Source organism: Desulfovibrio legallii (assembly GCF_900102485.1).
GTDB lineage: Bacteria > Desulfobacterota > Desulfovibrionia > Desulfovibrionales > Desulfovibrionaceae > Desulfovibrio > Desulfovibrio legallii_A.
Genome location: NZ_FNBX01000026.1, coordinates 1 through 11322 on the forward strand (window position 1 = coordinate 1; position 11322 = coordinate 11322).

Annotated in this window: 11 protein-coding genes; 5 read left to right on the forward strand and 6 right to left on the reverse strand. The window is 67.6% G+C overall.

Annotated features, from left to right (window positions below):
- Positions 1 to 1505, reverse strand: a 1505-nt coding sequence (locus tag BLS55_RS11395; RefSeq protein WP_218970748.1) for a VCBS domain-containing protein, incomplete at its 3' end; no start/stop codon positions are given.
- 419 nt (positions 1506 to 1924) lie between these two features.
- Here BLS55_RS11395 and BLS55_RS11400 point away from each other — a divergent pair.
- Together BLS55_RS11400 and BLS55_RS11405 are read left to right on the forward strand one after the other, a co-directional pair.
- Entirely contained in the window at positions 1925 to 2440 is a 516-nt protein-coding gene (locus BLS55_RS11400; RefSeq protein ID WP_092155310.1) for a YceI family protein, read from the forward strand.
- Positions 2441 to 2521: 81 nt separating this feature from the next.
- A complete protein-coding gene (locus BLS55_RS11405; RefSeq protein ID WP_218970749.1) occupies positions 2522 to 3910 on the forward strand; it encodes a GNAT family N-acetyltransferase in 1389 nt (462 codons plus the stop codon).
- A 212-nt stretch (positions 3911 to 4122) separates the two neighbouring features.
- Here BLS55_RS11405 and BLS55_RS11410 read toward each other — a convergent pair whose 3' ends face one another.
- The 5 genes from BLS55_RS11410 to queA form a co-directional block, all read right to left on the reverse strand.
- Positions 4123 to 4665, reverse strand: a complete 543-nt coding sequence (locus BLS55_RS11410; protein WP_092155312.1) for a 2-oxoacid:acceptor oxidoreductase family protein — start codon at positions 4663 to 4665, stop codon at positions 4123 to 4125.
- Complete coding sequence (locus BLS55_RS11415; RefSeq protein WP_092155314.1) at positions 4658 to 5461, reverse strand: thiamine pyrophosphate-dependent enzyme; 804 nt, start codon at positions 5459 to 5461, stop codon at positions 4658 to 4660. Before BLS55_RS11415 ends, BLS55_RS11410 begins: the two co-directional genes overlap by 8 nt.
- A complete protein-coding gene (vorB, locus tag BLS55_RS11420) occupies positions 5461 to 6564 on the reverse strand; it encodes a 3-methyl-2-oxobutanoate dehydrogenase subunit VorB (protein WP_092155316.1) in 1104 nt (367 codons plus the stop codon). Before vorB ends, BLS55_RS11415 begins: the two co-directional genes overlap by 1 nt.
- Positions 6561 to 6785 (reverse strand): 4Fe-4S dicluster domain-containing protein, encoded by a 225-nt coding sequence (locus BLS55_RS11425; protein WP_092155318.1) that lies wholly within the window; start codon positions 6783 to 6785, stop codon positions 6561 to 6563. The genes vorB and BLS55_RS11425 overlap by 4 nt, the downstream gene beginning before the upstream one ends.
- Before the next feature lie 98 nt (positions 6786 to 6883).
- A complete protein-coding gene (queA, locus tag BLS55_RS11430) occupies positions 6884 to 7981 on the reverse strand; it encodes a tRNA preQ1(34) S-adenosylmethionine ribosyltransferase-isomerase QueA (RefSeq protein WP_092155320.1) in 1098 nt (365 codons plus the stop codon).
- Between the two features lie 118 nt (positions 7982 to 8099).
- Here queA and BLS55_RS12350 point away from each other — a divergent pair, with 118 nt between their 5' ends.
- The 3 genes from BLS55_RS12350 to BLS55_RS11440 are packed head-to-tail and all read left to right on the forward strand — an operon-like array spanning position 8100 to position 10761.
- A complete protein-coding gene (locus BLS55_RS12350) occupies positions 8100 to 8714 on the forward strand; it encodes a hypothetical protein (protein WP_257243238.1) in 615 nt (204 codons plus the stop codon).
- Positions 8711 to 9952 (forward strand): bifunctional phosphopantothenoylcysteine decarboxylase/phosphopantothenate--cysteine ligase CoaBC, encoded by a 1242-nt coding sequence (coaBC, locus tag BLS55_RS11435; protein ID WP_257243239.1) that lies wholly within the window; start codon positions 8711 to 8713, stop codon positions 9950 to 9952. The genes BLS55_RS12350 and coaBC overlap by 4 nt, the downstream gene beginning before the upstream one ends.
- Positions 9934 to 10761: a hypothetical protein gene (locus tag BLS55_RS11440; RefSeq protein ID WP_092155324.1), complete on the forward strand. Its 828-nt coding sequence runs from the start codon at positions 9934 to 9936 to the stop codon at positions 10759 to 10761. Before coaBC ends, BLS55_RS11440 begins: the two co-directional genes overlap by 19 nt.
- Positions 10762 to 11322: the final 561 nt, after the last annotated feature.

The window sequence follows — 11322 nt, forward strand, 5'->3', positions numbered from 1 at the left end:
AGGGTCTCGTTCACGCCCAGGGCCTGCACCGCAGCCAAGTTGTTGTTCAGGGTATAGGTGTAGGTGCCGTCGGCCGCCAGGGTAAAGCTGCCGTAGCTTCCAGCGGTGTTGGTCTGGGGTTCATAGAACGGGGTGTCCGTGCTGTCCACATCCGTGGGCGCGGGCAGTATGCCGGTGACCTGGGCCGTATCTTCGGCCACGGTCGCCGTGGACGCCGCCACTTCCGGCGCGTCGTTAGTCCCGCTGATGGTAATGGTCAGCGTGCCCGTGGCTGCGTCGCCGTCGGCGTCCGTATAGCTGTAAGAAAAAGACTGCTGCACGGACTGCCCCGCGCCCAGGGCCTTGGCCGCGTCGCCGCCCGCCGTAAAGCTGTAGGCGCCGTCGGCATTGAGCGTCACCGTGCCGTAGGCCGACTGCGCTTCCGACGTCCAGGCGAAGTGCGCGCCGTCCGCGCCGGCTGCGGCCCCGGCCAGCACGTTGCCGCTGGCCGTGGGGGCGATCTGGTCCGTGGCCGTGGCGGCAAAGCTCTCAATGCGCGGGCTGTCGTCCTCCACCGTAAGGTGCAGGGTGGCCTGGGCTCTGTCGCCGTCCCGGTCCGTAACCGTCACGGTCACGTCGTTGGTCAGGCTGTCCGTGCCATGGTCCAGAGCCGTGTCCAGCTGATAGGCATAGGTCAGCGCGCCGCTGCGCGGGTCAAAAGCCACGCTGAGCGTGCCGCCGGGCACGTCCACGGAATCCTGCGCCAGCCGCCCGTTGGCCCAGACCGTCACGCCGTTGATGACGATGCTGCCCACGCCGTCGGGCGCAAACACGCGCAGCCCGCCGTCGGCGCTTGCGCCTGTGCCGGGCGCGCTGCCGCTGGCCAGACCGGCCTCGTGCACCTCCAAAGTCTGCGCCACGGGCGCGGGGCCGCCCGGCCCGGGCCGGGACTGCCCCGACTGGTCCTGCTGGGCCAGCGCCTCCAGGCGCACGCTGTGGTCAGGGGCGGGCTGCTGCGGCGGCATGGGGTTGTCCCCCCCCCGCGGCGCAGGCGAAGGCGTGCCGGGGATGACCGGGCCGCCCCCGAAATCGCCGGCCTGCCGGCCGCCGCCAGACTCGCCAAAGAGATCTCTTCCGGAGCCCCCCGTGCCCGGCAGGTGGTCCAGGCCGCCAACCAGGGAAGGGGGCGCGCCGTTAAAATCCAGCGCATCCAGGCTGCCCGTGTGCGGCGCTGTAAGCTGGCCCGCCGCGGGCATGAGATCCGGATTATTGAGGGCGGCAAAGAATTCCTCGCCGGAAACCACCACGCCGTCCACGGCAAATTCCGGCAGATGGTCGGCGGGCAGGTCATAAAACCCTACCAGCACCACCGAGCCCCCGTCCGGGAACATAAAGACCAGGTCACTCCCCTGGCGGACAATGCCGGCATCCTGCAGGGCAAAGGCCAGGGCCAGACGCCCCTCGGCGGAGGGAACTATTTCCACACGCTGTCCGGCTTGCGGACGGGGAACTTTGATCTCAGTCATGATGACGCCTCGTAAGGTTCGTGACGTTTATTCAGTATTAGAAGGACGATGCCGCCCCCGGCATGCAAAAAGCCCCACGCCGCGCGTGTGGCGCGGTGCAGGACTGATACCTTGCAAAAGGGAGGCCAAAGCCGTAAAAGGCAAAAAAAGGGGCATGGCGTACGCTCCAAAGTCCATACAATAAGAATGACTTACGTCAAAAAACTGACCTAAGCCCATCCCTTTGCACGCACTGGCGTATCTGTGCCGTGCCCCCTCCTTCAATCGGGAAAGAGAGGCTACAAAGTGAGTTTGTTTCCTGACAAGTATTATCCTATAGTCCTAAAGTCAAGGGTCGGGAAAATTTTTTCTTGGGTCGCCCGCGCGGCTTTGACGGCGGCGGCGGGCGCAGGTATACTGGCGGCAAAAGGAGGTTCCTTATGAGCACATGGAAGAACGACCCAGCCCATTCACGGCTCGGGTTTGTGGCTCGGCACCTCGGCATCACCGACATCTACGGCCGCTTCGCCGACGCGGCCCTGACGGTAGAGGCCGCCCGGGAGGATCTGACGGACGCCGTCTTCACCCTCACGGCCCAGACCGCCGGCATCGACACCCGCGTCCCGCCCAGGGACGAACACCTGCGCAGCGCGGATTTTTTTGCCGTGGGGCAATTCCCCGAGCTGCGCTTCACGAGCTCCGTCGTCCATCTGGGGCCCGACCGCACGGGCACCGTTACCGGCGCTTTGAGCCTGCACGGCGTAACCAGGGAAATGACCTTTGACCTTTGCGTAAGCAACCAGGTGACCAACCCCATGAACCAGAAGCCCACCATCTCCTTTAAGGTGAGCGGCGCCTTCAAACGCAGCGATTTCGGCATCGGGCCGAGCATCCCCGCGGCCATTGTGGGCGACGTGGTGCGCGTAACGGCGGATATGGAGTGCGCCCCGGCATAGCCCGCGAAGCAGGGCCGCCGCCCCTTGCGCAAAGCGGCCGGAGGGGGTACAGGGCACCCAAGATCTTACGGATGGAGCGGAATGCGTATCCTCCACAAGCAACAGCACTTGTCCCCCCTGGAAGGCCCGCGCCTGGAGCCGCACCCCTTTCACGCCGCTGGCGCGCCGCCGGACGAACGCGACGGCGCGCCCTTGGTGCCTGTAGGCCGACCCGAGCGCGGCGACCGTCCGGTCGCCGCGCCGCACCAACCTGTGCCCCAGAACGACGCCTTTGAGTTCCGCCAGCTGGGCGAAGAAGACTTTGAGGAATTTGAAGCCCTGCTGCGCTACGCCTTTCAGGTCAGCTCCTCGGAGATGGCCCGCATCGGCTGGTCCGACAAGGAGATGAAGCAGTCCAAGCTGCCCATTTTCGAGGCCTCGCACGTTATGGGCTGGTTCTACAAAGGCCACCTCGCCTCGCAGATCGTCATCTACCCCATGGAAGTGAACATCCACGGCAGCATCTGCAAAATGGGCGGCATCACGGGCGTGGCCACCTACCCGGAATACACGGGCCGCGGGCTCATCCGCACCCTTATCGGCAAAAGCCTGGAATACATGCGCGACCAGCAGCAGGCCATCTCCTACCTCTGCCCCTACTCCATCCCCCTCTACCGCAAGCACGGCTGGGAAATCATCTCGGACAAGATGACCTTCACCATCAAGGATACCCAGCTGCCCCGCCGCCACCCCGTGGACGGACAGATCGAGCGCGTGGACATCGAAAGCGAAGACCTGCACCGCGTCTACCGCTACTTTGCCCGGCAGGAGCACGGCGCGCTCATCCGCGGCGCGCTGGAATGGGAAGAATACTGGCGCTGGGATTCGGACGACGTCATGGCCGCCGTATACTACAGCGCGGACGGCAAGCCCCTGGGCTACGTCATCTACTACATAGAAAACGAAATTTTCAGCATCAAGGAAATGGTCTACCTGAATCAGGAGGCCAAATCAGGCATCTGGAACTATATCAGCGCTCACTTCTCTATGATCACCAAGGTGGAGGGCTGCAACTACAGCGGGGAATCCCTGGCCTTCCAGTTTGAAGACAGCGAAATCGACGAGACTATCCAGCCCTACGCCATGGCCCGCATCGTGGACGTGCAGAAATTTGTGGAAACCTACGCCTTCCAGATCACAGATCCGCGCCTGGTGCTGGAGCTCAACGTAAGCGACCCCATGGCCCCCTGGAACAACGGCATCTTCCGCGTGGGCTGGGCTGAGGGCCGCACCTTGTGCGAAAAAGTGCCCGCCTGGAGCACTGGGCACCGCATCTCCCTCAACATCCAGACCCTCACCACCATGCTTATGGGCTACAAACGCCCCACCTACCTCTACAACAACGACCGCATTGATATGGACTACCACCTGCTTAAAAAGCTGGAAAGCCTTATCCCCTCGGACAAACCCTACTTTTCAGACTACTTTTAGAGCAGATTAACTTTAAGAATATGCATTCTCAAAGTTTACGGCACGCTTGTTTCGGCGCTTAACAGCGCAAAATGCATTGCGCTTCCGCCTCCACAGCAGGGGGCTGCGCAAGCAGACGCCCGCCCCACCATACGGAACAGGCCGGGAGGCGAACCCCCCGGCCTGCGTTTTTTTCAACAGCCCGCGTGTGCAGCGGCAGGGCCCGGACGCCCCTACGCGGCGAAGTTGTAGCCGGCCTCCAACGCCTTGGCGTTGACGGGCACCAGGTGGGCGTAGTGGCTGCTGACCACACGGCGCAGGGCTTCCTGCACGGCCGCCAGGGGCAGGGCCGCGGTGGCCCGAATCCAGGCTCCCAGGGCCACCATGTTGGCCAGCTTCACGTTGCCGAGCTCATGGGCCATGTCGTTGACCGGGATGTAGACGCTGCGGCGGCTGGCGTCCAGCAGCCCACGGTCAATAAGGGAAGCGTTGACAATCTGCACGCCCGCTTTGTGCAGGCGCGGCTGGAACTTGGTCAGCGAGGGCTCGTTGAGGATGATGGTGGAACGCGGTTCGCGCACCAAGGGCGCGCCGATGGGGTGCGTATCCAGCACCACGGTGCAGTTGGCCGTGCCGCCGCGCATTTCCGCGCCGTATACGGGGATGAAGGACACCTCCAGCCCGTGCTCCATGCCCGCCTGGGCCAGCAGATTGCCCGCCAGCATGACGCCCTGCCCGCCGAAACCGGCAATAATCACGTCCTGATACTCACTCATGGTCGGCCTCCTGCGGGGCGGCCGCGTCCTTGTACACGCCCAGGGGGAACTCGGGGATCATGGCCTCCGCAATGCGTTTGTTGGCCGCGATGGGGTCCATGTGCCAGTTGGTGGGGCAGCCGGAAAGCAGCTCCACAAAGCCGAAGCCCAGGCCGTTGATCTGCGCCTCAAAGGCGCGGCGCAGGGCCTTTTTGGCCGCGCGCACATGGGCCACGCTGTCCAGGGCGCAGCGCGCGGCATAGGCCACGCCGCCGAGCTGGGCCATGAGCTCCGCCATATGGATGGGCCCGCCCTCGTTGGCGGCGTTGCGGCCGTGCACGGTGGTGGTGGTCTTCTGCCCCAGCAGGGTGGTGGGGGCCATCTGGCCGCCGGTCATGCCGTAAACCGTGTTGTTGATGAACACGGCGGTAATGCGCTCGCCCCGGTTGGCCGCGTGCAGAGATTCGGCCATGCCGATGGCGGCCATATCGCCGTCGCCCTGGTAGGTAAAAACCACGGCGTCGGGCCGGGCGCGGCGCACGCCCGTGGCCACGGCGCAGGCCCGGCCGTGGGGGGCCTCCAGGCCGTCCACGTTGAAGTAATCGTATGTAAAGGTGGCGCAGCCCACCGAGGCCACCAGAATGGTCCTTTCCGCCACGCCCAGCTCATGCAGCACCTCGCTCACCAGGCGGTGGGCAATGCCGTGATGGCAGCCGGGGCAGTAGTGGGTTTCGCGCTCATTGAGCACGGGGTTGGCGTCAAAAACCAGGGTTTCGCCCGCCTGGGGGCGCAGTTCTTCTTGCAGTGCGGTATCCATCACTTCTCCTCCAGGGCCTGGAGCATAGGCTCGCGCAGGGCCTCGGCCCCCACGAACAGCCCGGGCATGACCCCGTGCCAGCGCACCTCGGCCGCCGCCGCGCCGGGCTGGGCGCAGAGGGCCAGGCGCACGTCCTCCACCATCTGTCCCGTGTTCTGTTCCAGCACCAGAAAGCGCCGGCCCGGGGCCAGGGCGCGCAGGGCTTCGTCCGGGAAGGGATAGAGGGTCACAGGGCGGAAGAGCCCCACCTTGCGCCCTTCCGCGCGCAGAGCGCGCACGGCGCTGCGGGCGATGCGGGCCATGGAGCCGAAGGCCACCACCACCAGCTCCGCATCCTCCGTATCCACGCAGTCAAAGGCGCATTCGGCGCGCATGGCTTCATACTTGCGCATGAGCATGCGGTTGCGCTCGGCCAGGGCCCCTTCCGCCAGATAGACGGATTTGAGCAGCCGCGGCCCAGCGCCGGGCCCGCGTTTGCCGTAGCCCTCCAGCCGCCAGCCCGCGGCCAGACGGGCCAGGTCTTCCGGCGGCACGGCGTCCTTGGGCGGCACGCGGCGCACGGGCTCCTTGATCTGGCCCACAATGGCGTCGCCCAGCACCAGCACGGGGTTGGCGTACTTGAAGGCCAGGGCAAAAGCGCGGAACATGAAGTCGTAGCACTCCTGTGCCGTGCTGGGAGCCAGAACCAGGTTGCGGTGGTCTCCGTGGCCGCCGCCCTTGACGGCCTGAAAATAATCGCCCTGGGAAGGGCCGATATCCCCCAGGCCAGGGCCGCCCCGCTGCATGTTGACCATGACCCCAGGGATCTGGCTGCCCGCCATGTAGGAGACGCCCTCCTGCATGAGCGAAATGCCGCAGCCCGAAGAGGAGGTCATGGCCGGCACGCCGCAGGCCGCCGCGCCCAGCAGCATGTTGACGGCGGCCACCTCGCTTTCGGCCTGCACAAACTGGCCGCCCCGATCGGGCAGCAGCACGGAGAGAGCTTCGGGCACTTCGTTCTGCGGGGTGATGGGGTAGCCGAAGTAGCAGCGGCAGCCCGCGTCCGCCGCGCCATAAGCAATGGCTTCGTTGCCCTTGATGAGGATGCGTTCGGCCTCGCTCATGCCGCACCTCCCTTGGTCCTGGCGGTGCGGAACACGCGGATGGCCACGTCCGGGCACATAACGGCGCAGGCGGCGCAGCCCGTACACGATCCCGCCTGTTCCATGACTTCATAGCCCTGGCGGTTATAGCGGCCCGAAGGCCGCAGAATGTGCGCCGGGCAGGCTTCCACACACAGGCGGCAGCCCTTGCAGCGCTCTTCCAGAAAAACGACTCGCGACATGGATACTCCTTTGCGCCCGGCGGCAGGGACGCTGTGGGGGGATGCCGCCCGGCGCGGGGCTCGCCGCCCCGCCCGAAGCGGACGCCGCCGCGGAAACGTCAGCGGATAAGCATGGCGTCCCCGTAAGAAAAGAACCGGTAACCCCTGGCCACGGCCTCGGCGTATGCCGCCAGCACGCGCTTGCGCCCGGCAAAGGCGGACACCAGCATGAGCAGGGAGGATTCCGGCAGGTGAAAATTCGTCACCAGGGCGTCCGTTACACGGAAGCGCTGGCCGGGATAGAGAAAAATGTCCGTCCAGCCCGCAAAGGGCTGCACCCGGCCGCAGAGCTCGGCCACGCCCTCCAGAGCGCGCACGCTGGTGGTGCCCACGGCCACCACCGGGCGCTTCTCGGCCTTGGCCCGGGCCACGGCCAGGGCCGTGGCCTCCGGCACCTCAATATATTCGCGGTGCATGCGGTGGGCGCGGATGTTCTGGCTGCGCACGGGGCTGAAGGTGCCGTAGCCTACATAGAGGGTGACCTCCGCCCACTGGAAGCCGCGGGCGGCCAGCCTGGCGCGCAGATCCTCAGTAAAATGCAGGCCCGCCGTGGGCGCGGCCACGGATCCGGTTTTGTCCTCGCGGGCGTAGACGGTCTGGTAGCGGCTTTTGTCCTCCTCCCCGTCCGGACGCTTGATGTAGGGCGGCAGCGGGATGTGCCCCGTGGCGGCAAAAGCCCTGGCCAGATCGCCCGTCCAGTGCAGCCGCACCCGCCGCTGGCCGAAGGGGCCCGATTCCAGCACCGTCACCTTGATGCCCGCGCCGAAATCAAAACTTTCCCCATCGCGGATGCTGCCGCCCGATCGCACCAGGCCGTCGGCCTCGGCGGCCAGGCCGCCCAGTTTGTCCGGTCTGGCGCGCTCCAGCACCAGGGGCAGGGGCGTCAGCAGCAAAAACTCCACCTTGCCGCCCGTGGCGCGCGTGCCCAGCAGCCGCGCCTGCAGCACGCGGGAATTGTTGGCCACCAGCAGCGCGCCAGGGGGCAGCAGATCCGGCAGGTCCGCAAACTGCGCGTGGGTCAGCTCCAGCGGGCCCGTGCGCGGCAGCGCCATCAGCCGCGAGTTGCCGCGCTCCTCCGGCGGGAACTGGGCGATGCGCTCCTGGGGCAGGTCAAAGTTATAACTTTCCAACCAAAAATCGGCTTCCTCAATGGGCATGATTCCGGGCCTCACGGCTGCGCCTCCCACCGGGCTTGTCAGCGCGGAACGGAGAGGCTAGGGTATGACATTCGCCACGGCACATATGCAATGGCGGTGGAGGGGAAGGAGTATAGCCATGCCGCGCCCGCTTGTCATCCTCGCGTTCTGCTGCGCCCTCGGCCTGCTCCAAGGCTGCGCCGAAGGGCTGCACAATCCCTTCTCCAACGACCCCCTCACCGGCGGCACGGACGTGACCGTAAGCCGCCTGCTGGGCGTGCCCACGCCCGCGGGCATGCAGCGCTTTGCCTCCCACGGCTACGAAACCGCCGGCACGGCCGGCAGCGAAGGGCTGGAAGTGCTGCGCGGCGATGCGGACCCCGGCTTTGCCGCCCAGATCATGTATACCGGCCTGCAAGGCCAGGGCTGGCAGCTGCGCCTCGCCCTGCGCAAAGGCGGCCGCGCCGTTTACGTCTACGAACGGGGCCAGAGCCAGGCCGTGCTTACCCTGCACCGCGAAACCCTGGGCACCGTGCTGGAAATCTGGACCGGCGCGCGTCTGCCCGACGGCGCCGCCCTGCCCGCGCAGAGCGCTTTCACCCCTTCCGGCACGGACGCCGCTGGCGAGGCCGGCAGCTACAATGCCGCCCCCGGCGCGGGCGGCATGGACACCACCCCCCAGCCCGGCGCCACGGTGCGCACCTGGGGCGGCAACAACGGCGGCTCCGGCGGGCTGGAGGAGCGCAACCTGTGAGCGGCCTGCACACGCCCGCAGACCGGCTGACCCGCCTGGCCCGCAAGCGCCTGCACCTGGGCGTCTGCGGCTCCGTGGCCTGCTACCGGGCCGCGGACCTGCTGCGGGCCTGGCTGGCCCTGGATCTGCACGTTTCCGCAACGCTCACCCCCGGCGCGCGGCAGTTTGTCGCGCCGCTGCTCTTTGCCTCTCTGGGGGCCGCGCCCGTGTATGAGGACATGTTCACCCCCGGACAAGAAGTCTTCGCCCATCTGGAGCCGGGCCAGCACGCTCACGCCATGGTGGTGGCCCCGGCTTCGGCCGACGCGCTCGCCCGCCTGGCCCACGGCGCGGCAGGCGACATGCTGGCCGCCCAGGCCCTGGCCTTTGACGGGCCGCTGGTCCTGGCCCCGGCCATGAACCCGCGCATGTGGGCGCACCCCGCCACCCAGGCCAACGCAGCCCTGCTGCGGGAGCGCGGGGCGCACCTGGTGCGGCCCGACTGCGGCGGCACGGCCTGCGGCGATCAGGGCGAAGGCCGCCTCGCCCCCTTGGCGGACATTTTTCTGGCCGGGCTGCGCGCCCTGGCCCCGCAGGACATGGCGGGCAAAAAAGTGCTGGTCACCCTGGGCCCCACCCGTGAAGCCTGGGACGGCGTGCGCTACTGGTCCAACCCCTCCACCGGGCTCATGGGCGCGGCCCTGGCCGTGTGCGCCTGGCTGCGCGGGGCCGCGGTCACGGCTCTCTGCGGGCCGGGCGTGGACTACGCCCTGCCGCGCGAGCTGACCCGGCGCAACGTAACCAGCGCGCGCGAAATGCACGCCGCAGCCGTGGAGCTGTGGCCGGGCATGGATCTGGGCATGTTCACCGCCGCCGTGGCGGATTTCTCCCCCAAGCCGCTGGGGCCGCACAAATTCAAAAAAGCCGACGCGCCCCAAGGCCTCAGCGTGGACTTCACCCCCAATCCCGACATCCTGCAGACCCTGGCCGCCGCCCGCGCGCCGCACCAGAAGGTGCTGGGCTTTGCCGCCGAAACCGCGCCGGACATGGCCGCCCTGCTGCCCCTGGCCCGGGCCAAGCTGGCCCGCAAAAAGGCGGATCTGCTGGCCGCCAACCGCGTCAACAGCGCGGACAGCGGCTTTGCCGCGCCCACCAACAGCCTGGCCGTGGCGGACGCCCTCGGCGGCGAAGCCATCTGGCCCAACCAAAGCAAGGCCGACGCGGCCTGGGATCTCTGCACATGGCTTTTGCGGCTTTGAACCCCCTGGCGGCTCTCTGGCGGCAACGCGGCCTGACCTCTCTGCTCATGCCGCCGGGCTTTGACGCCTTTGCCCAGCCGGACGCCCCCGCCGCGCGCCCCACGCCTGCCGCGCCGCAACGTCCCACGGCGCACCGGCAACCCCCGTCGCGTCCGGCCCGGCCAGAGCGCAGCAGGCCCGCCGCCCCGGAACACGCGCCGCAACGGGCCACCGTGCACGCCTTCCGCCCCCCCGCGCCCGACGCCCCCGCCGCAACAGCCGAAGCCGCCTGGCGGCCCCTGCCGCCCCACGTCTGGCCCGCGCCCTGGCGCGACCTGCTCAGCCAGACCCGGCCCGGCCATATTTTGTGGACCTACTGGAACCTGGGCCAGGACATCCGCGACCCCGACGCCCCTGGCCGCACCGAGCGCCGCGCCTTCTTGCAGCGCCTGCTGCGCGACCTGGGCCACCCGGCGGGCACCCACACCTTCTGGCCCGTGTGTCTGCCGCCGGACCCGGACGCCCTGCCCCCCGCGCCGGCAGGAAATCCTCCCGGCACGTCCGTAGCCGCTGCGCCCGCCTATGTGCCCGCGCCCGACGTTTTCTGGTCCGGGGCGCGCCGTCTCCGCTCCCGGGGAGTGGTGGTGCTGGGCTCCGCCGCCGGCAAGGCCGCCGGACTGCCCGGCGTGCTGCGCCCCCTGCAGCAGCTGCGCCACCGCGGGCATCTGGTCTGGGTGTTGTGGGATGTGGAGAATCTGCTGGCGCAGGAGCAGCGCTACGCCTCCATGCTGGCCTTTCTGCGGCAGGCTTTTTTGCAGATATTGCGGTAGGGGCGGAAGACCGAGAGGCCTGCGGGCAGAGCGGCGTTTTTTGTGCAGGGGGTCAAGGGCGGGGCTGCGCCCCCCCTTAGACCCCCTACAACCCCCATAACCCCCCGCCGTTCAGGACAGCCCGGCCATGGACGGCGCGGCTGGGGCGCGCCGCTACGCGACCGCGCCCCTTATGCCGGGCGCAACTGCCGCAGGCCCGACAGCCAAAATCTGTTCCAATGTCCCGTGGCTGGCGGCTTTGACGTCGTGGAGGTTGACCGCGCGTCGGTCGCAGGCTTTCCTGAGCTGTCGGTTGGGCGGCAGCGGCCCTATGCCCGGCGCGGCTGGGGCGCGCCGCTGCGCGACCGCGCCCCCTTATGCCGCGCTCAACTGCCGGAGAAAAACGTCCGGCACACAAAAATTTTGCTTCGAGCCGTGCTGTCCGTTGCTTCTCTGCTTTTGTAACGATAACATGATATTATGAAGCAGATACAGACCCGGAAGGAAAGGGGCCGCTGACGCCGCGAAGTCACAACGGCCGCCGCATCCCTGGCGGCGAGGCGCTGCGGATTTTGTGGCCTG

Coding starts and splice junctions, on each gene's coding strand:
- BLS55_RS11415 (WP_092155314.1), bottom strand. CDS start 5,461: ATGGATACCGCACTGCAAGAAGAACTGCGCCCCCAGGCGGGCGAAACC.
- BLS55_RS11400 (WP_092155310.1), top strand. CDS start 1,925: ATGAGCACATGGAAGAACGACCCAGCCCATTCACGGCTCGGGTTTGTG.
- BLS55_RS11440 (WP_092155324.1), top strand. CDS start 9,934: ATGGCTTTTGCGGCTTTGAACCCCCTGGCGGCTCTCTGGCGGCAACGC.
- BLS55_RS11410 (WP_092155312.1), bottom strand. CDS start 4,665: ATGAGTGAGTATCAGGACGTGATTATTGCCGGTTTCGGCGGGCAGGGC.
- vorB (WP_092155316.1), bottom strand. CDS start 6,564: ATGAGCGAGGCCGAACGCATCCTCATCAAGGGCAACGAAGCCATTGCT.
- BLS55_RS11425 (WP_092155318.1), bottom strand. CDS start 6,785: ATGTCGCGAGTCGTTTTTCTGGAAGAGCGCTGCAAGGGCTGCCGCCTG.
- queA (WP_092155320.1), bottom strand. CDS start 7,981: ATGCCCATTGAGGAAGCCGATTTTTGGTTGGAAAGTTATAACTTTGAC.
- BLS55_RS12350 (WP_257243238.1), top strand. CDS start 8,100: ATGCCGCGCCCGCTTGTCATCCTCGCGTTCTGCTGCGCCCTCGGCCTG.
- BLS55_RS11405 (WP_218970749.1), top strand. CDS start 2,522: ATGCGTATCCTCCACAAGCAACAGCACTTGTCCCCCCTGGAAGGCCCG.